The 25,009-nt window shown below is 53.3% G+C and carries 20 protein-coding genes; 17 read left to right on the plus strand and 3 right to left on the minus strand.

The window, feature by feature from the left end; all coding sequences use genetic code 11:
• Window positions 1-289: 289 nt before the first annotated feature.
• From gcvT to dcuC, 4 genes are all read left to right on the plus strand, one after another.
• Window positions 290-1,387 carry a glycine cleavage system aminomethyltransferase GcvT gene (gene gcvT, locus LQ901_RS02115; RefSeq protein WP_233671940.1) on the plus strand — a complete coding sequence of 366 codons (1,098 nt, stop codon included), beginning with the start codon at window positions 290-292 and terminating at the stop codon, window positions 1,385-1,387.
• Window positions 1,388-1,569: 182 nt separating this feature from the next.
• Entirely contained in the window at window positions 1,570-1,986 is a 417-nt protein-coding gene (gene gcvH / locus LQ901_RS02120) for a glycine cleavage system protein GcvH (protein WP_047708992.1), read from the plus strand.
• 209 nt (window positions 1,987-2,195) lie between these two features.
• Entirely contained in the window at window positions 2,196-5,120 is a 2,925-nt protein-coding gene (gcvP, locus tag LQ901_RS02125; protein WP_233671941.1) for an aminomethyl-transferring glycine dehydrogenase, read from the plus strand.
• A 576-nt stretch (window positions 5,121-5,696) separates the two neighbouring features.
• Complete coding sequence (gene dcuC / locus LQ901_RS02130; protein WP_010864389.1) at window positions 5,697-7,049, plus strand: anaerobic C4-dicarboxylate transporter DcuC; 1,353 nt, start codon at window positions 5,697-5,699, stop codon at window positions 7,047-7,049.
• Between the two features lie 164 nt (window positions 7,050-7,213).
• On the opposite strand, the gene LQ901_RS02135 is transcribed toward dcuC, so the two are convergent.
• Window positions 7,214-8,422, minus strand: a complete 1,209-nt coding sequence (locus tag LQ901_RS02135) for an acetylornithine transaminase (RefSeq protein ID WP_233671942.1) — start codon at window positions 8,420-8,422, stop codon at window positions 7,214-7,216.
• Window positions 8,423-8,731: 309 nt separating this feature from the next.
• Here LQ901_RS02135 and LQ901_RS02140 point away from each other — a divergent pair, with 309 nt between their 5' ends.
• The 3 genes from LQ901_RS02140 to LQ901_RS02150 all read left to right on the plus strand — a co-directional run bounded on the left by LQ901_RS02140 (window position 8,732) and on the right by LQ901_RS02150 (window position 13,239).
• Entirely contained in the window at window positions 8,732-9,238 is a 507-nt protein-coding gene (locus tag LQ901_RS02140; protein WP_233672382.1) for a DinB family protein, read from the plus strand.
• Between the two features lie 309 nt (window positions 9,239-9,547).
• Entirely contained in the window at window positions 9,548-10,201 is a 654-nt protein-coding gene (locus LQ901_RS02145) for a hemolysin III family protein (protein ID WP_047708995.1), read from the plus strand.
• A 323-nt stretch (window positions 10,202-10,524) separates the two neighbouring features.
• Window positions 10,525-13,239, plus strand: a complete 2,715-nt coding sequence (locus LQ901_RS02150; protein ID WP_233671943.1) for a glycosyl hydrolase family 18 protein — start codon at window positions 10,525-10,527, stop codon at window positions 13,237-13,239.
• Between the two features lie 193 nt (window positions 13,240-13,432).
• On the opposite strand, the gene ygfZ is transcribed toward LQ901_RS02150, so the two are convergent.
• Window positions 13,433-14,425, minus strand: a complete 993-nt coding sequence (gene ygfZ, locus LQ901_RS02155; RefSeq protein WP_112866380.1) for a tRNA-modifying protein YgfZ — start codon at window positions 14,423-14,425, stop codon at window positions 13,433-13,435.
• 278 nt (window positions 14,426-14,703) lie between these two features.
• On the opposite strand from ygfZ, the gene sdhE reads away from it, so the two are divergent.
• Entirely contained in the window at window positions 14,704-14,970 is a 267-nt protein-coding gene (gene sdhE, locus LQ901_RS02160; protein ID WP_112866422.1) for an FAD assembly factor SdhE, read from the plus strand.
• On the plus strand, window positions 14,951-15,487 hold the full coding sequence (locus LQ901_RS02165; protein ID WP_178026491.1) for a protein YgfX: 537 nt from the start codon (window positions 14,951-14,953) through the stop codon (window positions 15,485-15,487). The genes sdhE and LQ901_RS02165 overlap by 20 nt, the downstream gene beginning before the upstream one ends.
• Window positions 15,488-15,674: 187 nt before the next feature.
• Here LQ901_RS02165 and nadB read toward each other — a convergent pair whose 3' ends face one another.
• Entirely contained in the window at window positions 15,675-17,333 is a 1,659-nt protein-coding gene (nadB, locus tag LQ901_RS02170; RefSeq protein ID WP_084977662.1) for an L-aspartate oxidase, read from the minus strand.
• 244 nt (window positions 17,334-17,577) lie between these two features.
• On the opposite strand from nadB, the gene rpoE reads away from it, so the two are divergent.
• From rpoE to era, 8 genes are all read left to right on the plus strand, one after another.
• Entirely contained in the window at window positions 17,578-18,153 is a 576-nt protein-coding gene (rpoE, locus tag LQ901_RS02175; protein WP_010864380.1) for an RNA polymerase sigma factor RpoE, read from the plus strand.
• Window positions 18,154-18,301: 148 nt separating this feature from the next.
• Window positions 18,302-18,910 carry an anti-sigma-E factor RseA gene (rseA, locus tag LQ901_RS02180; RefSeq protein ID WP_010864379.1) on the plus strand — a complete coding sequence of 203 codons (609 nt, stop codon included), beginning with the start codon at window positions 18,302-18,304 and terminating at the stop codon, window positions 18,908-18,910.
• Window positions 18,910-20,016, plus strand: a complete 1,107-nt coding sequence (gene rseB / locus LQ901_RS02185; RefSeq protein ID WP_112866378.1) for a sigma-E factor regulatory protein RseB — start codon at window positions 18,910-18,912, stop codon at window positions 20,014-20,016. The genes rseA and rseB overlap by 1 nt, the downstream gene beginning before the upstream one ends.
• A gap of 101 nt (window positions 20,017-20,117) precedes the next feature.
• Window positions 20,118-20,621: a SoxR reducing system RseC family protein gene (locus LQ901_RS02190; protein WP_084977666.1), complete on the plus strand. Its 504-nt coding sequence runs from the start codon at window positions 20,118-20,120 to the stop codon at window positions 20,619-20,621.
• Window positions 20,622-20,704: 83 nt separating this feature from the next.
• Window positions 20,705-22,498 (plus strand): translation elongation factor 4, encoded by a 1,794-nt coding sequence (lepA, locus tag LQ901_RS02195; RefSeq protein ID WP_010864376.1) that lies wholly within the window; start codon window positions 20,705-20,707, stop codon window positions 22,496-22,498.
• A gap of 13 nt (window positions 22,499-22,511) precedes the next feature.
• Complete coding sequence (lepB, locus tag LQ901_RS02200; protein ID WP_039045167.1) at window positions 22,512-23,408, plus strand: signal peptidase I; 897 nt, start codon at window positions 22,512-22,514, stop codon at window positions 23,406-23,408.
• 15 nt (window positions 23,409-23,423) lie between these two features.
• Window positions 23,424-24,101 (plus strand): ribonuclease III, encoded by a 678-nt coding sequence (rnc, locus tag LQ901_RS02205; protein WP_010864374.1) that lies wholly within the window; start codon window positions 23,424-23,426, stop codon window positions 24,099-24,101.
• Window positions 24,098-25,006 carry a GTPase Era gene (gene era, locus LQ901_RS02210; protein ID WP_010864373.1) on the plus strand — a complete coding sequence of 303 codons (909 nt, stop codon included), beginning with the start codon at window positions 24,098-24,100 and terminating at the stop codon, window positions 25,004-25,006. The genes rnc and era overlap by 4 nt, the downstream gene beginning before the upstream one ends.
• Window positions 25,007-25,009: the final 3 nt, after the last annotated feature.

A 25,009-nucleotide genomic window follows, 5' to 3' on the forward strand; every position in this document is an offset into this window, starting at 1 on the left:
CTTATCTCTTGATCCTCACTCTGTGGTTATTTCCATTTGGAGGTAGGGAAAAGGCGCGCTGCAATTTTGCATTTGATCCGGCTCACTGCCTGTTATTTATCCGATAGGGTTCTCGGACAAGCCGGTATATAGTTTGTTAACGTTTTAACATCAATGCGAAGATGTGTTTGTAACATAATGCAGTGATACTGGCCGTGACTGGGTGTCTATAGCGAGAGGTGGCAAGGCCACCTTTCAGCGGTTAAACGGCATGATAACAACAACGCACCACAGAAGAAGGATGGCTATCATGGCAAAGCATACGCCTCTTTATCGGCAGCACTTGGCCGCCGGTGGACGCATGGTTGACTTCCACGGTTGGGAGCTGCCGCTGCACTACGGTTCGCAGTTGGAAGAACATCATCAGGTTCGCCGCAGTGTAGGGGTGTTTGATGTGTCACACATGACCATTATTGACCTGCATGGTGAACATTGCCGCCCGTTTTTACGCATCTTGCTGGCCAATGATGTCGCGCGCCTCACTACGCCGGGTAAAGCCCTATACAGCGCGATGCTCAATGAGCAAGGCGGGGTGCTCGATGATCTAATAGTCTATTTCCTGCGCGAAGATTATTTCCGTTTGGTGGTGAATGCCGCGACGCGCGACAAAGATTTAGCGTGGATCCGCGCCCATGCACGCAATTACCAAGTGGACGTGCGTCTACGCGATGATTTGGCGTTGCTGGCCCTACAAGGCCCGCAGGCACAGGCAAAGTTACAGCCCCTGTTACCGCCTGAACAGCGCAGTGCCTTGGTAAACCTGAAACCTTTTTTTGCGTTGCCGATGGGCGAATGGTTGGTGGCGGCGACCGGTTATACCGGTGAAGCCGGCTATGAAATTATGCTGCCTGCCGCGCAAGCACCAGCGCTGTGGCAAGCGCTTTGCGAACAAGGCGTTGCCCCGTGTGGCTTAGGCGCACGCGATACGCTGCGCTTAGAAGCGGGGCTGAATCTCTATGGACAGGACATGGATGAGAGCGTGACCCCGCAGGCCGCCAATATGGGCTGGACGATCAGCTGGCAACCGGAAGATCGCAACTTTATTGGCCGCCATGCCCTAGAGCAGGTACGTGAGCAAGGATCGCACAAATTGGTGGGGCTCACTTTGCAGGAAAAAGGGGTGCTGCGCCACGGTCAGACGGTACATTTTATCAATGCCTTGGGCGCCGAAGAGCAAGGCGTGATCACCAGTGGCAGTTTTTCGCCTACATTAGGTTATAGCATCGCGCTGGCTCGCGTGCCGGCCGATATTCCGCCGCAGGCCAGCGTGCTGATCCGTAACCGCGCGTTGCCGGTCACGGTCGGCGCACCAGGTTGGGTGCGCCATGGCAAAGCAATCGTCCGCTGAGCCTTAAATATGAGTCTAAAAATATACCCAAACAACGTGAAGTTGCAGGTAGGCGGCAAGTGAGTGAATCCCCATGAGCATAGGCAAACTATGTGATTGGGGTGAACGAACGTAGCCAACACCGCTGCAGCTTCAAGTAGGAAGGGTATAAACGTCTCTAACCGATACGAAAGGATTTTGTTATGAGCCATATTCCCTCTGAATTACGGTATACCGACACCCACGAATGGGTGCGTGAAGACGGCAACGGATGCTATACCGTGGGTATCACCGATCATGCGCAGGCCCTATTAGGTGACATGGTGTTTATTGACTTACCGGATCCCGACTCCAGCGTGGCTGCTGGAGATGATTGTGCGGTGGCGGAGTCGGTTAAAGCGGCATCGGATATCTATGCTCCGCTGGCGGGGGAAGTGATTGCAGTCAACGAGGATCTGGCCGATCAGCCTGAGTTGGTCAATAGCGATCCGTATGGCGATGGCTGGTTGTTCCAATTGCGCATTGACGATCCGCGTGAGCTCGATGATTTGTTGAGCGCCGAGGAGTACGCCCAGTTGATCGCTGCCGAAGATGATGACAGCGGCGAAGACGAAGAGTAATTCGCGCCATTGATGGCGATATGCCCGAGCAACCTGTGCCGGCGATACGTTAGTCGCCGATTGTATTATTGTGCGATGGTATCGTCAGCATCGCGTTGCTCGGCAGTTTAGGTATGGCGGCCTTCGCCTGCGCGATGGCTGTTTTCTCGTGCGCTTTGCCGAAAGTCGGTCTGGACGAGGCCGCTTCGGCTGATTCAGGACTGCCACTTATGACCACTTCCTCGCAGCCGACCCCGTTGGTGCCGGCGTTATTTGCCCCCGATGCATTCATTGCCCGTCACATCGGCCCAGATGAGCAGGCGCAGCAGCAGATGCTGCATAGCCTCGGTGTCGCCAGCTTATCAGAACTGATCACTCAGACCGTACCAGCGGATATTTTGCTCTCGCGACCTCCGGTGTCACTGCCGGCTGCGGATGAGCCGCAGGCTTTGCAAGAGCTCAAACGCATCGCTGCGCAAAACCAGATTTTTCGCAGCTTTATCGGCATGGGCTATAGCAACACAGTCACGCCGCCGGTGATCTTGCGTAATGTGCTGGAAAACCCCGCATGGTACACCGCGTATACCCCGTATCAGCCGGAAGTCGCGCAGGGGCGTTTAGAAGCCTTGTTGAATTTCCAGCAGCTGACCCTCGATCTCACCGGTTTGGATGTCGCCTCGGCCTCATTATTGGATGAGGCCACAGCAGCGGCGGAAGCAATGGCGATGAGCGCGCGTGTGTGTAAGCGTAAAGGCGCGCAGCAATTTTGGGTGCTGGACGATATCCACCCGCAAACATTGGGCGTGCTGCAAACTCGTGCCGAGGGGTTAGGAATCAGCTTACAGCGTGGCTCGTTGGATGCGCTGATGGCGCTAGAGCGCGGCGAGCGTGCGATGCTGTGTGGCGTCTTGGTGCAATATCCGGCTAGCAGTGGCGATATTCCAGATCTGGCGGCGTTATCGGCCATCTTGCAGCCGGAGCAGATTTTACTGAGTGTGGCCGCTGATCCGTTGGCCCTGGTGTTACAAGAAGCGCCCGGGCGGCTGGGCGCTGATATTGTGTTTGGTTCGGCGCAGCGTTTTGGGGTGCCGATGGGATACGGCGGGCCACATGCGGCCTTTTTTGCCACCCGTGATGCGTATAAGCGTGCCATGCCGGGGCGCTTGATTGGTGTGTCTCGTGATGCCGCTGGTCAGCCTGCGCTGCGTATGGCGATGCAAACACGCGAGCAACATATCCGGCGCGAAAAGGCCAATTCCAATATCTGTACGTCACAGGTGTTACTGGCCAACATGGCCGGTTTCTACGCCGTGTATCACGGCGCTAAGGGGCTTAGCCGTATTGCGCAGCGGGTACACCGGTTGACCGGCATGCTCGCGCAAGCCTTGACGGATATCGGGATAGCGCCGCTTCATACGCGCTGGTTTGATACTCTGACCTTTGCACTTAGTGATACCGCCGCGGTTCGCGAACGTGCGTTGGCACGGCGCATCAATTTGCGCCTCGATCGTGCTGGCCACGTAGGGATCACGCTAGATGAAACCACAACATTAGCGGATTTAACCGATCTGTATCAGATCGTCAGCGGCCGCGAGCAAGAGGTGCCTGAATGGGCGGTGCTCGACGGGCAGGTGGCTGCGCAATCACGTTTGGGCGCGGTGCGTAGTGCGCCGATATTGACGCATCCGGTGTTTAATCGTTACCACAGCGAAACCGAAATGCTGCGTTACTTGCAGCGTTTGGCGCGCCGCGATTTGGCGCTCGATCGCGCTATGATCCCTCTGGGCTCTTGCACCATGAAGCTCAATGCCACCGCCGAGATGCTGCCAATCACGTGGCCAGAGTTTGCGGCGTTGCATCCATTTTGTCCGCCAGAGCAGGCCAAAGGTTATCAGATTTTACTGCGCCAACTGGCCGACTGGCTGGCCGCGTTAACCGGTTATGATGCGGTGAGCTTACAGCCGAACTCCGGCGCGCAAGGAGAATATGCCGGTTTAGTGGCCATTCGTCAGTACCACTGCGCGCAAGGGCAAGCGGCGCGCAATATCTGCCTGATCCCCGCGTCGGCGCACGGTACCAATCCGGCTTCGGCGCAGCTAGCGGGCATGCAGGTGGTGGTGGTGGCCTGCGATCGGCAGGGTAATATCGATTTGGCCGATTTACGTAGCAAAGCCGAGCAAGCCGGTGAAGCGCTTTCTTGCATCATGGTCACTTATCCTTCAACCCATGGCGTGTATGAAGAAACCATTCGCGAGGCGTGCCAGATTGTGCATAGCCTTGGCGGACTGGTATACCTTGATGGCGCCAACATGAATGCGCAGGTTGGGCTGACTAGCCCGGGTTATATTGGCGCGGATGTTTCGCACCTTAATTTGCATAAAACCTTCTGTATTCCACACGGCGGTGGCGGACCGGGTATGGGGCCTATCGGGGTCAAAGCCCATTTAGCACCGTTCTTACCGGGCCATGCCTGTTTGCAGCTGCCGGGCTTGTGTGGCAATGGCCCTGCGGTATCGGCGGCGCCGTTTGGCTCGGCCTCGATTTTGCCGATCAGTTGGATGTACATCCGGATGATGGGCAGCCAAGGGCTACGTCACGCCACCGAAGTGGCTATCTTGAATGCCAACTATCTGGCTAGCCGTTTGTCGACGGCCTATCCGGTGCTCTATAGCGGCCGACAAGGGCGGGTGGCGCATGAGTGCATTTTGGATTTGCGTCCGCTGAAAGAGCGCTCCGGGATCAGCGAGATGGATGTGGCCAAGCGTTTGATTGACTACGGATTCCACGCGCCGACGATGTCCTTCCCGGTTGCGGGAACCTTGATGATCGAGCCGACGGAGTCGGAAAGTTTGGCGGAGCTGGATCGGTTTGCCGATGCTTTGCTGGCGATCCGCCACGAGATAGCTCAGGTTGAGCAGGGCGTGTGGCCGCGTGATAATAATCCGTTGGTCAATGCCCCGCACACCCAAGCTGAGCTGTGCGCCGATGAGTGGTCTTACCCGTATTCGCGTGCGGTTGCCGCATTCCCTGTGACGGGTTTACGCAGTGATAAATACTGGCCAACGGTGAAACGCTTAGACGATGTATTTGGTGACCGCAACCTGTTCTGTGCCTGTATTCCAACTGCCGAATATGGTGCATTGTCAGCGGAGTAATTTCGCAGAGTCATTTAGCGTAGTACTTTGCCGTAGTACTTCGTGCCGCTCTTTGCGTAATCACACTAAATCGTAGCGCCCACGCTCTTGCTATAACGCCGACATGCTGTCGGCGTTTTTCTTTTCTCTGGTGCTTTTTGGCTCCGTGATTTTTGCGCCAATATTCGTTCTTACTGTGGGCTTAGCTATGAGTTTTAATCGCTTGGCGCATATTTTGGTGTCCGGACGCCATTTTATGACGTATTGCGCAGTGTAAACTCGATTTTAACCAGTGGAAAATCGCTAGCATGCGCGATAAACACTCATTTTATATTCCTTGATGACAAGCACGCGATACGCGTGAAACAGCCGATTTTGCCAGCACAATGCACCGTGATACCGGCCATTAACCGGTCTGACTGTTACATAATTGTTTGAAAGCGTGCTATGCTTTCCAATTCGTCTGATAAATAGAGATATTCATCACGCGGCATTCGTAAAAAGATAGTCGGCATAAACCGGCTCATTTAGAGTTATTCACTGTTGTTAGCCTATCTTTAATTTGTACTTGAATCTGAATCATATCGAGGGATTGTTATGCTGGAGCTGTTAATCGGCATTCTTGTGGCCGCCGGCGTGGGGCGGTATATCTTCAAAGGTTATTCAGCCACCGGTGTACTGATGACCGGTGGCCTGTTGCTGCTGATTATTGCCGCCTTGTTGGGGCATTCGGTGCTGCCAAAAGGGGTGGAATCCACCGGTAATATGGCGACCGATGTGGTGGAGTATGTGAAATATCTGCTGATGAATCGCGGTGGCGATCTTGGCATGATGATCATGATGCTGTGCGGTTTTGCTACCTACATGACCCATATCGGGGCGAATGATATGGTGGTGAAGCTGACCTCTAAGCCACTGCAGAAGATCAAATCCCCGTATGTACTGATGGTGGCGGCCTATTTTGTGGCTTGCTTGATGTCGCTGGCCGTGTCATCGGCAACCGGCTTGGGCGTGTTGCTGATGGCTACCTTGTTCCCATTAATGGTCAACGTGGGGATCAGCCGTGGTGCGGCGGCGGCAATCTGTGCCTCCCCAGCAGCGATTATTTTGTCTCCAACCTCCGGTGATGTGGTGGTAGCAGCCAACGCCGCCGGTTTGGATCTGATTGATTTTGCGTTTAAAACCACGCTGCCAATCTCCATCGTGGCGATTTTGTGTATGGCAGTGGCGCACTTTTTCTGGCAGCGCTATCTGGATAACAAAGAAGGCGTCAGCCATGAGCGTCTGGATGTTAGCGAAATCCAAGTTAATGCCCCATCGTTCTACGCGATTTTGCCTTTTACGCCGATTATCGGGGTGCTGATTTTTAACGGTGATCTGGGCCCGAAATTGCACATCATCACTATTTTGGTCATCTGTATGATCATGACTGCGCTGATTGAATTTATTCGTAAATTCAGCGCGCAAGAGGTGTTTAAAGGTCTGGAAGTGGCATACCGCGGCATGGCCGATGCGTTTGCTAGCGTGGTGATGCTGTTGGTGGCAGCAGGGGTCTTTGCGCAAGGCCTGACTACAGTGGGCTTTATCAACAACCTGCTCGGCTTGGCACAATCGTTCGGCAACGGCGGTTTTGTGATGATGATGGTGCTGGTGATTATTACCACATTGGCTGCTTTCACTACCGGTTCAGGTAACGCGCCTTTCTATGCGTTTGTCGAGCTGATCCCGAAACTGGCGGCGCAGATGGGGATTAACCCAGCCTTCTTGATTATCCCGATGCTGCAGGCGTCCAACTTGGGTCGTACCATCTCTCCAGTTTCTGGGGTTATTGTGGCGACATCCGGTATGGCGAAACTGTCTCCGTTTGAAGTGGTGAAGCGTACTTCAGTGCCCGTACTGGTTGGCTTGATTGTGGTTATTATCGCAACCGAGATTATGGTGCCGGTATAAGCCTGTCTCTTAGATATAGAGATCTTAGGTAACTAAGATAATCATTTAATGGTAATGCCCTGCTATCTGCCGTGATAGCCGGGCATTTTTTTGCAGGATAACCGAGTGTTGCTCCTATCCCGATAGCGATAAGACGCGCGTGGTGATTGTTACTTTGCGCCAGTTTAGGCCAGATTCGGTTGTGGTTTTTTCTGATATTGCGCCATCAGGCTGCGTAAAATCAGCTGCAAACGTCCTAGCATCAACTGAATTTCATGCCCACTCAAGGTCAGCGCAGGCATAAAGCGCAACAGGTTCGGGCGCGGCGCGTTCAGCAGCAACTGCTGCAAGCGGGCTTCCGCAACCGCCTCTTCGGCTATCGGATATTTCACATCCAGCGCCAGTAATAAACCGTGACCACGCACTTCGCCCATTCCTAGTTCGGCACTTAACGCTTCCAGACCCGCGCGTAGCTGCGCACTGCTGTCGCGTACCTGTTGTAAAAAGTCGCGCTGTGCCACCGTGTTCACCACGGCTAACCCACCAGCACACATCAGCGGATTACCGCAATAGGTACCACCTTGATCGCCGGGCTCAAAGCAAGCGACCTCCACACGCGCCAAATGCGCGGCCAGCGGGATCCCGCCGCCTAACCCTTTACCCAGCGTGACCATATCCGGCACGATATCGTAATGCTCAAAAGCAAACAGGGTACCGGTACGGCCAATGCCGGTTTGCACCTCATCGACAATCAGCAATAAACCGAGCTCGTCGCAGAGTGCGCGTAGCCCTTGCATAAAGCTTTTCTGGGCTGGGATAACGCCCGCTTCACCTTGGATTGGTTCCAACATTACCGCAATAGTTTGGTCTGTGACCGCTTGGCGCACAGCGTCTAAATCGTTATACGGCACTTTGATAAAACCGGGCACTTTTGGCTCGAACAGCGCCGCAAATTGCGGCTTGCCGGTGGCGGACATGGTGGCCAATGTTCGTCCGTGAAAGCTGTTGTCAAAGGTGATGATTTGATAAGCGCCATTTTTATGTTTTTGCCCGTAGCGGCGAGCCAGCTTGATGGCACTCTCATTGGCTTCGGCGCCTGAGTTGGTAAAAAACACCTGCTCCAGTCCTGATAGGGTCGCTAAGCGTGTGGCTAATTGCGCCATGGGTTGGTTAAAAAAGGCTGGGCTTGGATTGATCAGGGTTTGTGCTTGCTGGGTTAGCGCTTGGACCAGCTCATCAGGGCAATGGCCCAGACAGTTCACGGCCCAGCCTTGGACAAAATCCAAATACGCGGTGCCATCGCTGCTGTACAGCCAGTGTCCCTTACCGTGGGTGAAATAGAGCTCCGGCCGGTGGGTGATGGTCATCAACGCGTCCGTGTTCAGTGTGGTCATCTCTGCTCCCTGCATTTGCTTTGTGCGGTCTGATTTTGGCAATGTAGTGAATAAAAACTGAATGTTCAATCGTTTTTTGTGACTAAAAATTCCGGCATCACCACAATGGAAAGTTGCACTAGCGTGAACAGGTGCGGCAGGAGTTTGTGATCTTTTTCTATCTTTGGATGGCTTTATCTGCTGTACAAATCTTAAACGTTAACAACTCGTATATTAACGGTTAGAATCCGCCCAGCCAAAGAGTCGCACCACGCCGGTGCCTCTTTGCCCGTGAAGATCTGTCAGCCAAGGAGTGAGCGCATTGTGAGTATGTTACCGCATCACCTTCAGCAGCAACTGCTCTACCACCGCTGGGCATACCGTATTTTGCAGCGTCAGTTACGTGGGTTACCCACCGCGTTGCTCGTACAAGACAGTGGACTGTCATTTGGCTCAATTCTCAATACACTCAATCATTTGTTGGTTTCTGAACGTCAGCAATTAGCTCGAGTGCTGCACCAGCCGGTACCGGATTTGGCGCCGGATACCATTGTCACTATCGATACTGCGGCGTTGTTTGAGCAACTGGAGCAGACCTGTGACCAGTGGCTGGCGATCACCACTCAGCTGGCGGAATTAGCACCAAGCCAGCGCCATGACGCCGATATTCAAATCAGTGAAGTCATTTTGCATGCGGTGCACCATCGCGGCCAAATCTCAGCGGTGATGACCAATCAAGGTTACCCCGCGCCGGGAATTGATTTTGCTGCCTTTCGACGCGCACAAGTCGCGCAGGCGGCAGCACAGCACGCTGAGGTCATCACTGACCACGTCTAATTCTGTGATAGAGAGGTTTGCGCTGCGAGCCTTTGTGGATGCAGTCATCGTCTGATGGCTGCGCCTACGTCACGGATTTCCTGCATTTCATTCACGTCATTTTGCTTATCTACTTTTCTTATTGGTTTGCTTACGGGGGTTTTCTCGCTACTGCCATGCTGAATGGCGAGGCCGTGCAGTTTTTGTATTTTCAGCTTACACGTGTACGCCGAGAAGGGTATACTGTCATCATCGCAGACGTGCTCAGCACGTCATGCGGCATGATGGATGGCCACCAGGTCAGGTATTGTTGAGTGTCGGAGTCACTGTATGTCATCGGTTAGTTCATCTACGGCGTATTCTGTTCACGAAGAATGGGTGAACAGTATCACTCACGGGTTAGGGGTTATTTTCGGGATTGTGGCGTTGGTGCTGCTGGTGATGCAGGGCGCCGTAGAGCATCAGGGGACCCGAGCACTGGCCAGTTATGCGGTATACGGTAGCAGTATGATAGTGCTGTTTCTGGCCTCGACCCTCTACCACGCCATTTTGATCCCCAAAGCGCGGCGTTGGCTGAAAACCTTTGATCACTGTGCCATTTATCTGTTGATTGCCGGTACCTACACTCCCTTTTTGCTGGTGGCGCTAGATACCCCGTTAGCGACAGGTTTGATGGTGGTGATTTGGGCGCTCGCGGCAGTGGGCATCGTGTTTAAGTTATTTTTCGTGCACCGCTTTCAGATTCTGTCGGTCAGCACCTATTTACTGATGGGCTGGTTATCTCTGGTAGTGATTTATCAACTGGCCATCTCGTTACCGCTCGGCGGTTTGGTTCTTTTGGCGGCGGGTGGCGCACTATACAGTTTGGGCGTGATCTTCTATCTGGCCAAACGTCTGCCGTTTAGCCATGCCATTTGGCATTTGTTTGTCCTCGGCGGCGCTGTGTGTCACTTCCTCGCGATATACTTTTATATTGCAAAATAACCTGACTAACGTTGCTGATTTCGCTGTTATTTGCGTAGCCTAAAACCGCTGGATTGCCACTGTGCACCGGCGGTTTTGCCTTAAAATGAGAAGCATTTCGCTGTCAGCGCATGCCAAATTTGTAAGCCCCGCTTTTCACACCTTCCCATGTTGCTTTTTTGTTAAGTGCAGACAATCATTTTTATTGTCTAAAAATAAGCCAAGACAATGTAACACCTGTTGGGATGGTGAGAGAGCTCTGCCGGTTATTACGTTGTACCCTTCGCGGCTGTAGCCCGCTTACCGTCATTTATGTTTGCTCTACCTTACAAGGATACGGGTAAATGCAATCTAAAGGATTCCCCCTTTCTGCTCTATGTTGTTCGCTGATGCTGGCTGGCATTGGTCAGGCGCAGGCCGCGCCCGGTAAACCGGTATTGGCCTGGAGTGAAACCAACTTTGCGATTGTGCAAGTCAATCAGGAAGCGACATCGTACAACGCGCTGGTGAAGGTCAATAAAGATGGCGCGCCGGTGCCGGTCGCGTGGGATCGCTGGTCTGGCGAGGCAGGCGATCGCTGGAAAGTGCTGCTCAATGGCCAATCGGTATTTGAAAAAAGTGTTAGTGCAGCCGCCTCGCAAAAAGACAGTGCCACCGTGTATGTGAAAAAAGGCGGCAAATACCAGATGCAGGTTGCGCTGTGTAGCGGCAGTGGCGCCAGCGAGAGTTGTACGTTGAGTGATGCCAAAGCGATCGTGGTGGCGGATACCGATGGTAGTCATTTAGATCCGCTGACCATGAGCGTTGATCCGAATAACAAAACCTACACCAATACCAGTGGCATGCAGGTCGGCACCTACTTTGTTGAGTGGGGCGTATACGATCGCAAATATCCGGTAGCGAAAATCCCCGCGCAGAATCTGACCCACATTTATTACGGTTTTACCCCGATTTGCGGTGGCAATGGTATCAATGATGGCCTGAAGGAAGTAGATAACGGCAACAGTTTCAATGCCTTGCAGCGTGCGTGCTTGGGGCGTGAGGATTTCAAAGTTGCTATCCATGATCCGTGGGCTGCGCTGCAAATGCCACAACCCGGGCAAGGGCAGTTTGATTCCTATAAGGGTAACTTCGGCAGTTTGATGGCGCTGAAAAAACGCTATCCGAACCTGAAGATCCTGCCTTCTATCGGCGGCTGGACGCTCTCCGATCCATTCTTCTTCTTTGGCGATGATGCGAAACGTAAAGTGTTCGTTGATTCGGTGGAGGAGTTTATCCGTACCTGGAAATTCTTTGACGGGGTGGATATTGACTGGGAGTACCCGGGCGGCAAGGGGGTGAATCCGAAACTGGGCGATCCGGCTAAAGACGGTGCCACTTATGTCACCTTGATGCGCGAGCTGCGTGAAATGCTGGATCGGGTGGGCGCCGAAACCGGTAAGCGCTATGAGCTGACTTCCGCGATTGGCTCCGGTTACGACAAAATTGGCATCATCAATTATGCGGATGCGGCGCAGTATGTCGATCGCTTCAATGTGATGACCTATGACTTCTATGGGGCATGGAATAATGAGCCCGGCCATCAGGCGGCGCTGTACTGTGGCTCTCACTTGGAAGCAGCTCGCTGCCAAGGCACGGGCAAAGACTCCAGTGGGAAGGATTACACCAACAAGCCGGATTACAACACTGATAACGCCATCAAACTGATGTTGGCGAAAAAAGTGTTAGCCAGCAAGTTGAACGTTGGCGTTGCCATGTATGGCCGTGGTTGGAGTGGGGTCATGCCGGCGAGCTTGAAGATTGCCGGTAACCCGATGTCTGGCACCGGAGCTGGCGCGGTTAAAGGTACCTTCGAAGCGGGCGTGGTGGATTATTGGGATATTCTCAAACGCGCATTAGGCTCGACCAATGGCACTGGCGTGAATGGTTTCCAGTATGGGTATGATGAGCAAGCGCAAGCCCCGTACGTTTGGAATCAGTCAACCGGTGAGCTGATCACGTACGATAACCCACGCTCGGTATTGGCCAAGGGCAATTATGTCCGTGCCAACGGATTGGGCGGTTTGTTCTCATGGGAGATTGACGGCGATAACGGCGATATCCTTAATGCGATGCATGAATCACTGTCGCACCCTGTCGCCGGTAGTGGCGGCGGTGGCAGCACCTCCAACCAACCGCCGGTGGTGAGTGTCAGCAGTGCACTGAGTGTAGATAGTGGTAAGAGTATCAACGTACAGGCATCGGCATCCGATCCGGAAGGCCAAACGCTCACCTATGCGTGGACATTACCGGCCGGCTTTAGCGCGCCCGATCTCACCAAAGCGACGCTGGCCTTAACTGCGCCACAGGTGGATAAAGACGCCGTCTATAATCTGGTGCTGAAAGTGAGCGATGGCAGCAATGTGGTGAACAAAACCATTGCTGTCACGGTCAAAGCGGCAGTGACGCCACCACTGAATACTGCGCCAACCCTGACCTTGCCGGCAACGTTAACCGTTGATGAAGGGAAAACGTTAGTGGTGACCGCGGACGCTAAAGATGCCGAAAGCGATCCGTTGACTTATAGCTGGAATACTGCCGGTTTAACGGCCAATGCGACCAATGCCGCCAGTATTACACTGACTGCGCCAAGCGTGACCGCTGACAGTAACTACACGGTGTCGGTAACGGTCAGTGATGGCAAGCTCAGCGTGACCAAATCGGTGGTGGTGACAGTCAAAGACGTACCATCGACTGGCGGTAATAGCGGCCAGACCACCTGGGATCCGGCTAAAGTTTATGTTGGTGGCGATACCGTGCTGTTTAACGGCGTGCAGTATAAAGCCAAGTGGTGGACGCAAGGCAATCAGCCAGACCAAGGCGGTCCATGGGAGGTGGTGAGTGCTTCTTCCGGTAATGGCAGTGGTGGCAGTACGACGGTGGCAAGCTGGAATGCGACCACCGCTTACTCGGGCGGCGCCAAAGTAACCTATAACGGCGCGACTTGGCAGGCACAGTGGTGGACACAAGGTGAAGTGCCGGGAAGCAGCCAGTCTGGTGCGTGGAAAAAAGTAAGCTAATCGCGTGCACCAATCGATGAAGGCTCGACGGTAGACGTTTTAAAGATAGATGTCTTAAAGATAGATGTCTTAAAGATAGAAGCCTTAGTGGCTGCCACAGTAAAAACCCCGCATTGCGGGGTTTTTTATCATTAACCTACGCCTATCGCGCTGTTTTGTATGCCGTGGCGCGGGCGATATTATTCGACGCTATTTATTCGAGGCTATAAGGCAGCGCGACCGGATGCAGGCTGCTGTCGCTGTCACCGACAACGCGCAGGTGTGCATTGCTATCTAGCTCGTTATTCAGCACCGCTTGTACCCGCAGTTGACCGTCTTGCAACAGTGCTGCGGCCAGCACCGTACCGGTTCGACGCCAGTTCTCGTCCAGTTGTAACTCTAAGCTATCACCGGCTTGTGGCGCGGTATGGCCATCACCGGCTAAAGTATACAGCGCGCGCTTGTTGGCGCCGCGGTATTTGGCGCGCGCCACCATCTCTTGACCGGCGTAACAGCCCTTGCTGAAGCTGACCGCATCCAGCGCCTGCAGATTCAGTGCTTGCGGGATAAATTCATTGCAGGTCGCGGCGGATAATTGCGGTACCCCTGCTTCAATATCCAGCGCTAACCACTGCTGGTGGTTGTTATAGCTCGGCGCGGCTTGCTGTAAGCCATCTAACACCCGGTTTAACTCCGTGTGTGGCACCAACAACGTAAAACGCTCTTGAGGCTGCGCTTGCCACAGTAGCGTGCAGTGCTCACTGCTGACACATGGAGCATCAGCATCCGGTAAACGGCTAAACAGCGCCGCTAAGGCTTGCCGTGCATCAGCGCCCGCCAATCCCAGCAAGGTGTAGTTGTTATCTTCACTGATAGTCAGTTTGGAAAACACGGCATATTTTTTCAGCTCCGGCAGTTGGCGTTCATTTAAGTCGGCTGCTTGCAACCAGCCAAAGCCGCCATCCAGCGCGAACAATTTGAAAACACTCCACATTTTTCCTTTGGCATCACAATGTGCGCCCAGCGTGTAATGTTCGGGTGCCAGTGCTTGTACGTCACAGGTGACTTGGCCTTGCAGGTATTTGGCTGCATCCGGTCCGGTGATGGTCAATAACGCCAAATGCTCCAAAGACATCAACGTCAATGGCAATTGAGCGGCCGGTAGCAACGGGGCGGCGGCAAAAGGAGCAGTAACAGAGGCTGTCATAGTGGTGTCCGTATCATCTGATAATCTGAGTGCGGCCCGATAGTTGAGGGCCGGGTTACATGCAGAAAAGGTGTGCTTATGGCTCTCAATATAGCGTCCTGCTGCTGAGCTGACTACGGGGCAGGGTGAAATTCTGTCGCTGAAAACTGCTCAAAACACTGAACTTAGTCACAAATTTTGGGCGCTGCGCGGCGGTAATTTTCAAGATCAGTGCTAGGATCGAAAGCTGTGCAAAAAGGGGCAGCCCTTTTTAATGACGGGACGGAGTTTAAGTTGTGATTGATGTGAATAATAGTGCCCGGGTTCGCTGGGCGTGCCGCCGCGGTATGCTGGAGCTGGATGTGGTGATCATGCCGTTTTTTGAGCATGAATACGAAGGCTTGAGCGATGAAGATAAAGCGACCTTTATCCGTTTGCTGGAGCGTGACGATCCGGATTTGTTCCGCTGGTTTATGAACAATACCCGTCCAGAAGAACCGGCGCTGGAAGCCATGGTCGCGTTGATTAAAGCGCGGAATAAAGCGCGTGGATTTACTGCCGTTTAATGTGCGGCCCTCACGCCGCAGCGTACAACTTCTGAGCGCCGGTTATGGTGTATTGGCGCTGCTGGCGTGCTATTACTTAGTCTCTGAGACATTGTTCAGCGAGTCGCTCAGTTCGCTGTGGTGGCTATTGGGCGGCGCGTTGTTAGTGGCCCTTAGCATTGAGTTTCGGCATCGCTATCGGCGCTTGAGAGCACAACACGGCATCTTGGCGTGGGATGAGGGGCTTGGCATCAGCTGGCAAGGTCAGCGTTGGTCGTATCGTTCCGCCTTGTTTTTAGGGCGAGCGGGCGTCGTGATTTGGGTACGTCGAGAGCATATCGACGCCTCAACGGATATCGATACAGCAGCGTATAACTCAGCCGATACCTCAAAGGGAAGCTCGGCACGTTGGCCGCAGTTTGTGCGTTTTAGCCGCGAGCCGATTTGGTTATTGCCAGATATGCTGTCAAACGCCGAGTGGCGACGCTTATGTGGTAAGTTAGTACAGACCGAACAGTTATTGGCGGAGTATCGCTAAATCCGGCTCTGTCTGCCACATCCTCGACTTACCCACCGATGTTCCCCTGAGATAACTGCGCAATCTTGGTTGTTGCGTTGCTTTCAGTCAGTGATAGTTAGCGACATATATTCGTGCGATATTGCACGATATTGATCGCCAGATAGTGGCGCGACCGACACCGCGCCACTACAGGGTGAGAGGCGGCTTACTGGAGAAGATTTGCGTCGGAAAGCGCCTCAGTTGGCTGACCGGCTGACGGGGTCAACACGCTAGGCCGCGATTCATCCAGCGTTTGCGGATAATCGAGCGTGTAGTGCAGACCGCGGCTTTCTTTACGCTGCAGGGCGCACAGCACAATCAACTCGGCAACTTGTACTAGGTTGCGCAGCTCCAGCAGGTTATTCGAGACACGAAAATGCGCGTAATACTCTTGAATCTCTTGTTTGAGCATATTGATGCGGCGTAGTGCGCGCTCTAACCGTTTGGTGGTTCGCACGATCCCGACGTAGTCCCACATAAAAAGGCGCAGCTCATGCCAGTTGTGTTGGATCACCACTTTTTCATCTGAACACTCGACCTGACTTTCATCCCACGCCGGCAGGGTATCGACCACATCGGCATACGGTAGCCATTGCAGCAAATCTTCCGCCGCTGACCAGGCATACACCACGCATTCTAGCAGCGAGTTGGACGCCATCCGGTTGGCGCCGTGCAAGCCGGTATAACTGACCTCGCCGATGGCATACAGCCCATCGACATCAGTACGCCCGTGTTGGTCGACCATCACCCCGCCACAGGTGTAATGTGCTGCCGGTACAATCGGGATAGGCTCGGCGGTCAGATCCAAACCTAACGTGAGCAATTTTTCATAAATGGTTGGGAAATGCGCCTGAACAAATTCTGCCGGTTTATGGCTGATATCGAGGTACATGCAATCAGCCCCGAGACGCTTCATCTCATGGTCAATTGCGCGTGCCACGATATCCCGCGGAGCCAGTTCAGCACGCGAGTCAAAGTCTGGCATGAAACGGCTACCATCAGGGCGGCGCAGATAGGCGCCTTCCCCGCGCAGTGCTTCGGTCAGCAAAAAATTACGTGCCTGTGGATGGTACAAACAAGTCGGATGGAACTGGTTAAATTCCATGTTGGCCACGCGGCAGCCTGCACGCCATGCCATGGCGATGCCATCACCGGAGGAAATATCTGGATTGGTGGTGTACTGATACACCTTGGACGCACCGCCAGTGGCTAGGATCACCGCTTTCGCACGGATGGTTTCGACCCGCTCCAGCTCACGGTTCCAAACATAGGCGCCCAGCACCCGATTGGATTGCTGTGTGCTATCGGTTAACTCCAGTTTAGCGGTCGTGATCAGATCAACAGCGTTGTAGCGTTCGTACAACTGGATGTTAGGGTGTAGACGGGTTTTATCGACCAAGGTCGTTTGCACCGCTTTGCCGGTGGCATCGGCGGCGTGCAAAATACGGCGGTGGCTGTGGCCGCCTTCGCGGGTTAAGTGGAATTTTTGCGCGCCATCGTGCTCTTCCACATCAAACGGTACGCCATAATCAATGAGCCATTGCACACAATCTCGTGCATTTTGTGCAATGAATTCAACTGCTGCTTTATCGCACAGCCCAGCACCGGCAATCAGTGTATCCTGAACGTGTGATTCAATGCTGTCAGTTTCATCGAACACCGCAGCGATGCCGCCTTGGGCGTAATATGTGGCACCTTCAGCAAGCGGTCCTTTGCTCAGTACGATCACCTTGCTGTGTGCCGCGACCCGAAGGGCAAAAGAGAGACCGGCAGCGCCGCTTCCGATCACGAGCACATCACAAAGATGTTCAAGGGATTGTTCCATAACGTATGATAGATACTGATAGATGACTAATAAGTGAGCGTATGGTAGATCAGCTCACCCCATATTTGTTACCGTTTTTACAGCATCAGCGAAGTTCAGCTCACAGAATTTAGTACAACGTTGAACTTCTGCGGGATAATTAAATCAAATAAATCAGCTGGCTCAATATTACGCTGTGTCACCCCGTGGGCGGCGGAGTAATACGAGATGCTGTACAAAGAATGTTTTGGAGAAGACACCTCGGATGAGCGAGCAGTTGACAGACCAAGTGTTGGTCGAACGTGTTCAGCAGGGGGATAAACGCGCTTTTAATCTTCTGGTTGCCCGCTATCAGCATAAGGTGGCTGGATTGGTTTCCCGTTATGTCCCACAGGGCGATGTGCCTGATGTTGTGCAGGAATCCTTCATCAAAGCATACCGTGCTTTGGGGTCGTTCCGTGGCGAGAGTGCTTTTTATACGTGGTTGTACCGTGTGGCGGTCAATACGGCCAAAAATTACTTGGTCGCTCAGGGGCGGCGTCCACCAAGCAGTGATGTCGATGCTGAAGACGCAGAAAGTTACGAAACGGGTAGTGCGTTAAAAGAAATATCGAACCCAGAGAATCTGATGTTGTCAGATGAACTGAAGAGGGTGGTATTTGGTGCTATTGAAGCTTTACCGGAAGATCTGAAAATGGCAATTACCTTACGTGAGCTAGATGGCCTAAGCTATGAAGAGATTGCCAGTATCATGGATTGCCCGGTAGGAACGGTTCGTTCGCGGATCTTCCGTGCGCGTGAATTTATCGACAGTAAGATCCAGCCGTTAATTCAGCGCTAATAGCAGCAATATCAAAATGAAAAGAGGTTGGTGCGTATCCGGTTTTTCTCTGTGTGCTCCTGTTATGTGAAGTGTGTGAGTGGTTTGAATGGCGCAGACAGTACTGGAATGTAACCTCGGGTAGGATAAGCAATAATAGGTAATAGGCATGCAGAAAGAGCAACTTTCCGCCATGATGGACGGCGAAACGGTAGATAGCGCACTGTTAAGTGAACTGTACGCTGACCGTGAACTGCAGCAGTCGTGGCGCGACTATCATTTAATCCGTGATACTCTGCGCGGTGACGTACCAGAGGTACTGCATTTTGATATTACTGCCCGGGTTGCCGCCGAGTTGGAAAATGAGCCAACCCTGTTGGTGCCTAATGCGGTACCAGAGCAGCAGCCGACGCCGGAAACTTGGCACAAGCTGTCCTTCTGGAACAAGATCCGTCCGGTACTGAGCAATGTCAGCCAGTTAGGGCTGGCGGCGTGCGTATCGCTGGGCGTGATCGTGGGCGTACAGTATTACAATCAGCCAGACGGTGCGGCGCAAGACATGCCAGTCTTCAATACCTTACCGATTGGTGGACAAGCATCGCCGGTGAGCTACAGCGTACCGACCTCCGGTATGCCAAGCGATCAGCAACTGCAAGAGCAGCGCAAGCGCATCAGCGCCATGCTGCAAGATTATGAGTTACAACGTCGTCTGAATGCCGAAAATATCGAGCAGCGTCAGGGCGACATGGCACAGCAAGTCGGGAATGCGCAGCGATAATGAAGCAATGGGTTGTTTTTTTGCTTGCAGTGCTGGGTTGTTACAGCACCTCCGCATTCTCCTCACAGGGGACGGCCGATCCGTCCTCTGTAGTGTCTAAACCACTTCCGTCTCCTGTCGAATCCTCATCTGCGCCAGCACCAGTGGCTGATACGGCAACGACTCCCGCTACCTCTTCTGCCAGTGCGAGCACCACTGCGGCGTCGCCTTCGGCGCAGCAAATGCTGGAGCGCATGACGCAAGCGGCGCAGGATCTCAGCTATGAGATGTCGTTTATTCGCGTGAACAAAAGCAGTATCGACGCTATGCGTTACCGCCATGCGCGCGTGAACAATCTGGATTTGAGCCAGATGTTGCAGCTCGATGGCCCTCGACGTGAAGTGTTGCAACGCGGTGGTGAAATCAGCTATTTCGAGCCGGGCGTGGAGCCGTTTACGATCCGCAGCTCGCATATCGTTGATTCCATGCCATCGGTATTGCATGCCGATTTCCAACTGCTCAGCCAGTACTATGATTTTGTGCCGGTCGGTCGGGCGCGGGTGGTCGATCGCCCTGCGCAAGTGGTGCGCATTGTGCCGCGCGATGATTTTCGCTACAGCTATGTGGTGTGGTTAGACGAAGAGAGTAAATTACTGCTACGGGCTGATTTGTTGGATCGCGATGGCGAAACGTTGGAGCAGTATCGGGTGATTTCCTACCTGATTGCGCCTGAGTTGTCGAAAGCCATGGCCAAACTCAATGAAGTGGCATTACCGCCAGTGATCACCTTCGAGCCGCAAACCAAGCTGGATATGAGCTGGTCGCCGTCATGGTTGCCAGGGGGCTTTGCGGAGATCTCGCGTAGCCGTCATCGTCTGCCAAATGTCGATGTTCCGGTGGAGTCTAAATTGTACTCCGATGGGCTGTTTAGCTTTACCGTGTATGTTTCGCCTGCCGAAGGGCGTAATATTCGCGAACAGCTGGTGCGTCAAGGCCGCCGTACGGTACAGACCGAGCAGCAAGGCCAGTACGAGGTGACCGTTGTTGGCGAATTGCCGCCGGCAACCGCGAAGCGTATCGCCCACGGCGTGAAGTTCGCCGGTAGCTCTGCGCCAGCTGCGCAATAGTGGGCGCTTTGCGTCATAATTGATATAACTGTGCCGAGAGTGGTTGTGCTGAAAGTACCGAGCAACGGGTTTATGTGTAATCACCTGATGAGCCATCCGTTATGATCCGCGAATTAGCCACGGTAGTGGCGTATGAAAACGGGGTGGCGACTGTCAGTTGCCAACAAAAGTCTGGATGTAGTGGCTGCGCTAGCGCCAGCCAGTGCGGCATGAGCGCACTGGAAAAACTCACGGGCGATAATCCGCATCAACATACTTTGCAACTGACCTGCCGCGAGCCGCTGCAGGTCGGGCAGCAGGTTGAAATCGGGATTTCCGAGCGCAGCCTGCTCTCTTCTGCCTTCGTTATGTATTGCGTGCCGCTACTCGGTTTGATTATCAGTGCGGTGCTGGCATCACTCTTTACTGCCAATGAGCTGCCTATTATTGCTGTCGCGATGGCCGGAACGGCTGTCGGGATTGGCGTGTCACGTTATTTAGCCCGTCATCTGAGCCGTCAGGCCACATATCAACCGGTGATCCTGCGAAATTTAGGGGTGCCGCTGAGCTGTAATTCTGCCGACGCAGTGAATCTGCAAGTGAATGTGCGCAAGGATAGCGACTGACCGGTGATTCAGGTAGAATCCATTCACTTAAATTATTAATCCTGATTCTGCTCTGATTCCTAGCAAAGGTCGCGCAAATACTGATGAAGCATATTCGTAACTTTTCCATCATAGCCCACATTGACCACGGTAAGTCGACGCTGTCTGACCGTATCATTCAAATCTGCGGCGGCTTGTCTGATCGTGAAATGGCAGCCCAAGTTCTGGACTCCATGGATTTGGAGCGTGAGCGCGGTATTACCATTAAAGCGCAGAGTGTGACGCTGGATTATACCGCCCGTGATGGTCAGGTATATCAGCTGAACTTCATCGACACGCCGGGTCACGTTGACTTCTCCTATGAAGTATCCCGCTCACTGGCCGCCTGTGAAGGTGCGCTGCTGGTGGTGGATGCCGGTCAAGGCGTAGAAGCCCAGACACTGGCGAACTGCTATACCGCTTTGGATATGAATCTGGAAGTGGTACCGGTTCTGAACAAGATTGACCTGCCAGCGGCTGAGCCGGAGCGGGTAGCGGAAGAAATTGAAGATATCGTGGGCATCGATGCCACCGATGCGGTGCGCTGCTCGGCGAAAACCGGGGTTGGCGTGCCGGATGTGTTGGAGCGTCTGGTTCAAAGCATTCCTGCGCCTGAAGGCGATCCGGAAGCGCCACTGCAAGCCCTGATTATCGACTCTTGGTTCGATAACTATCTGGGCGTGGTGTCTCTGGTACGTATCAAAAACGGTTGCCTGCGCAAAAACGACAAGATCAAGGTGATGAGCACCGGCCAGACATGGGGCGTTGACCGTCTGGGGATCTTCACACCGAAGCAAATCGACCGTACTGAGCTGAACTGTGGCGAAGTAGGTTGGGTTGTGTGCGGTATTAAAGACATTCTGGGCGCGCCAGTAGGTGATACCCTGACGCTGGCACGTAACCCGGCGGAAAAAGCCCTGCCAGGCTTTAAGAAAGTAAAACCGCAGGTGTATGCCGGTCTGTTCCCGATTAGCTCGGATGACTATGAAGCTTTCCGTGATGCGTTGGGTAAACTTAGCCTGAACGATGCGTCCTTGTTCTACGAACCAGAAAACTCAACGGCGCTGGGCTTTGGCTTCCGCTGTGGTTTCTTGGGTCTGCTGCACATGGAGATCATCCAAGAGCGTCTGGAGCGTGAATACGATCTGGATTTGATCACCACCGCACCAACCGTAGTGTACGAAGTGGCGATGACCAGCGGCGAAATTGTCTATGTAGACAGCCCGGCTAAATTGCCACCGCTGAACAACATTGCCGAGATCCGCGAGCCAATCGCTGAGTGTCATATGCTGTTGCCACAGCCATATCTGGGTAACGTGATCACGTTGTGTATTGAAAAACGTGGCGTGCAGACCAACATGGTGTATCACGGCAATCAAGTGGCGCTGACCTACGAAATTCCGATGGGTGAAGTGGTGCTCGACTTCTTCGACCGTCTGAAATCAACCTCGCGCGGCTATGCGTCATTGGATTACGGCTTCAAGCGTTTCCAAGCGGCTGACATGGTGCGTGTTGATATCATGGTGAACGGCGATCGCGTCGATGCTTTGGCTATCATTACCCACCGCGCCAACGCACAGAGCCGTGGCCGTGAAGTGGTTGAGAAGATGAAAGAACTGATCCCGCGTCAGCAGTTTGATATTGCGATTCAGGCGGCGATCGGTAACCAAATTATTGCCCGTTCTACCGTGAAGCAGTTGCGTAAAAACGTACTGGCCAAATGTTACGGTGGTGACGTGAGCCGTAAGAAGAAACTGTTGCAGAAGCAGAAAGAAGGTAAAAAGCGCATGAAGCAGATCGGTAACGTCGAGCTGCCGCAAGAAGCCTTCTTGGCGATTCTGCATGTTGGTAAAGATTAATTAAGGAGTGGGCATGGCTAACACCTTCGCGCTGATTCTGGTGCTGGTGACTGTATTTACCGGGATCGTGTGGTGTCTGGACAAATTTGTTTGGGCCCCCAAGCGTAAAGCCAAAGTCGAGGACGTTCGCGCGAAGGCCGGCGGCAATATTGATGAGGCCACACTCAACAGTGTGGCTCCACAACCGGGCTGGGTCGAAACGTGCGTTTCCGTCTTTCCGGTGATTGCGGTGGTGTTGGTGGTGCGCTCTTTCATCTATGAGCCGTTCCAAATTCCGTCCGGCTCTATGATGCCAACCTTACTGGTAGGCGACTTCATCCTAGTGGAGAAGTTTGCCTACGGTATTAAAGACCCGATTTTCCAGAAAACGCTGATTAAAACGGGTGAACCTAAGCGCGGTGACATTGCGGTATTTAAATACCCAGAAGATCCGAGCTTAGATTACATCAAACGCGTAGTCGGATTACCGGGCGATACAGTGGTTTATAAAGATAAACAGCTGTATATCAAGCCAGCCTGTCCATCAGGAAAAGAGTGTCAGCCGCTGACCAAACTCGAGTACAGCAATGTGCACCCGAGTCAGTTCTTCCAACGTAATGAGCAGTTGATTCAAGCAACTGAGCAGTTGGGGCCGGTGGCGCACAATATCCTGATCAATCCGTATGCTCCAGAGGCTACCGCCTATTACTACACACAACCGGGTGAGCCGGTGGGTGAGTGGGTCGTGCCACAGGGGTCATACTTTGTCATGGGGGATAACCGTGACAACAGTCAGGACAGTCGTTTCTGGGGCTTTGTCCCGAGCGCTAATCTGGTAGGTAAAGCGGTCGCTATCTGGATGAGTTTTGATAAAGAACCGGGCCAGTGGCCGACCGGTGTGCGCCTGAACCGGATTGGGGCGATTCATTAATCGGTTATGTAGTTGATGAATGCATCATTAAATACGCTGCAGCGTAAGCTGGGCTATACCTTTACAAATATTGATTTCCTGCAACTGGCACTGACCCATCGTAGTGCCAGCGGTAAACATAACGAGCGCCTGGAGTTTCTGGGCGATTCCATTTTGAGCTTTGTGATTGCCGATGCCTTGTATCACCAATTCCCGAAAGTGGACGAAGGTGATATGAGTCGTATGCGTGCTTCATTGGTGCGTGGCAATACGCTGGCTGAGCTGGCGCGTGAGTTTGAGCTGGGCGAATACTTGCGTCTGGGCCCCGGCGAATTGAAAAGCGGCGGTTTCCGTCGTGAATCAATTCTGTCCGATACCGTGGAGGCCATTATTGGCGCGGTGTATCTGGATACCGGTCTGGAAGCGGTGCGTGAGCTGATTTTGCGCTGGTATCAGGCTCGCTTGGAAGAAATTCGTCCGGGCGATCGCCAAAAAGATCCAAAGACCCGTTTGCAGGAGTACCTGCAAGGGCGTCGTTTACCGTTGCCGGTCTATCAGGTAATACAGGTGCGTGGTGAAGCGCACGATCAGGAATTTACCATCCATTGTTCAGTCGAAGGAATGGCGCAACCAGTGGTGGGCGTGGGATCAAGCCGACGTAAAGCCGAGCAGGCCGCGGCCGATCTGGCACTGAAGCAGTTGGAGCAGGTATGACCGAAACTGAAAAAACGCATTGCGGATTTGTGGCGATTGTCGGTCGCCCAAATGTGGGTAAATCGACACTACTGAACCAGTTACTGGGACAGAAGATCTCCATCACGTCGCGTAAAGCGCAAACCACGCGGCACCGTATTGTCGGTATCGATACGCAAGGCGCTTATCAGGCAATTTATGTGGATACCCCGGGTCTGCACATCGAAGAAAAGCGTGCGATTAACCGCCTGATGAACAAGGCGGCCAGCAGCTCGATTGGTGATGTGGAGCTGGTCATTTTCGTGGTCGAAGGCACCAACTGGAACGACGATGACGAAATGGTGCTGGGCAAGCTAAAACAAGCGCGTTGTCCGGTGATCTTGGCGATCAACAAAGTGGATTGCATCAAGCAAAAAGAGATTTTGCTGCCGCATATCCAAATGTTGTCCGAGAAGATGAACTTCCTGCAAGTGGTGCCAATTTCTGCGGAAAATGGCACTGGGGTTGATGAAATTGCGCGTATCGTGCATGACCATCTGCCGGAAGGCACTCACCACTTCCCAGAAGATTACGTAACCGACCGCTCTCAGCGCTTTATGGCCTCTGAAATCATCCGTGAAAAGCTGATGCGTTTTATGGGTGAAGAGCTGCCGTATTCGGTAACGGTTGAGATTGAGCGCTTTGTGGTAAACGAGATGGGCGGCTATGACATCAATGCCGCTATCTTGGTGGAGCGTGATGGTCAGAAGAAGATGGTGATTGGTGCCAAAGGCAGCAAAATCAAAGTCATCGGTACCGAAGCGCGTCGCGATATGGAAGAGATGTTCGACACCAAAGTTCACCTTGAACTGTGGGTGAAAGTGAAATCCGGTTGGGCCGATGACGAGCGCGCCTTGCGCAGTCTGGGCTACACCGACGATCTCTAAGCC

It is taken from the genome of Plesiomonas sp. PI-19, from assembly GCF_021368255.1.
GTDB classification, from domain to species: domain Bacteria; phylum Pseudomonadota; class Gammaproteobacteria; order Enterobacterales; family CAMTGL01; genus Plesiomonas; species Plesiomonas shigelloides.

Excerpts from the sequence above, each read along its gene's own strand:
- rnc (WP_010864374.1), top strand. The coding sequence starts at position 23,424 with ATGAATGCATCATTAAATACGCTGCAGCGTAAGCTGGGCTATACCTTT.
- LQ901_RS02145 (WP_047708995.1), top strand. The coding sequence starts at position 9,548 with ATGTCATCGGTTAGTTCATCTACGGCGTATTCTGTTCACGAAGAATGG.
- era (WP_010864373.1), top strand. The coding sequence starts at position 24,098 with ATGACCGAAACTGAAAAAACGCATTGCGGATTTGTGGCGATTGTCGGT.
- LQ901_RS02140 (WP_233672382.1), top strand. The coding sequence starts at position 8,732 with ATGTTACCGCATCACCTTCAGCAGCAACTGCTCTACCACCGCTGGGCA.
- rpoE (WP_010864380.1), top strand. The coding sequence starts at position 17,578 with ATGAGCGAGCAGTTGACAGACCAAGTGTTGGTCGAACGTGTTCAGCAG.
- LQ901_RS02135 (WP_233671942.1), bottom strand. The coding sequence starts at position 8,422 with ATGACCACACTGAACACGGACGCGTTGATGACCATCACCCACCGGCCG.
- nadB (WP_084977662.1), bottom strand. The coding sequence starts at position 17,333 with ATGGAACAATCCCTTGAACATCTTTGTGATGTGCTCGTGATCGGAAGC.
- lepA (WP_010864376.1), top strand. The coding sequence starts at position 20,705 with ATGAAGCATATTCGTAACTTTTCCATCATAGCCCACATTGACCACGGT.
- rseB (WP_112866378.1), top strand. The coding sequence starts at position 18,910 with ATGAAGCAATGGGTTGTTTTTTTGCTTGCAGTGCTGGGTTGTTACAGC.
- LQ901_RS02190 (WP_084977666.1), top strand. The coding sequence starts at position 20,118 with ATGATCCGCGAATTAGCCACGGTAGTGGCGTATGAAAACGGGGTGGCG.
- lepB (WP_039045167.1), top strand. The coding sequence starts at position 22,512 with ATGGCTAACACCTTCGCGCTGATTCTGGTGCTGGTGACTGTATTTACC.
- LQ901_RS02150 (WP_233671943.1), top strand. The coding sequence starts at position 10,525 with ATGCAATCTAAAGGATTCCCCCTTTCTGCTCTATGTTGTTCGCTGATG.
- gcvP (WP_233671941.1), top strand. The coding sequence starts at position 2,196 with ATGACCACTTCCTCGCAGCCGACCCCGTTGGTGCCGGCGTTATTTGCC.
- ygfZ (WP_112866380.1), bottom strand. The coding sequence starts at position 14,425 with ATGACAGCCTCTGTTACTGCTCCTTTTGCCGCCGCCCCGTTGCTACCG.
- rseA (WP_010864379.1), top strand. The coding sequence starts at position 18,302 with ATGCAGAAAGAGCAACTTTCCGCCATGATGGACGGCGAAACGGTAGAT.
- gcvH (WP_047708992.1), top strand. The coding sequence starts at position 1,570 with ATGAGCCATATTCCCTCTGAATTACGGTATACCGACACCCACGAATGG.
- gcvT (WP_233671940.1), top strand. The coding sequence starts at position 290 with ATGGCAAAGCATACGCCTCTTTATCGGCAGCACTTGGCCGCCGGTGGA.
- dcuC (WP_010864389.1), top strand. The coding sequence starts at position 5,697 with ATGCTGGAGCTGTTAATCGGCATTCTTGTGGCCGCCGGCGTGGGGCGG.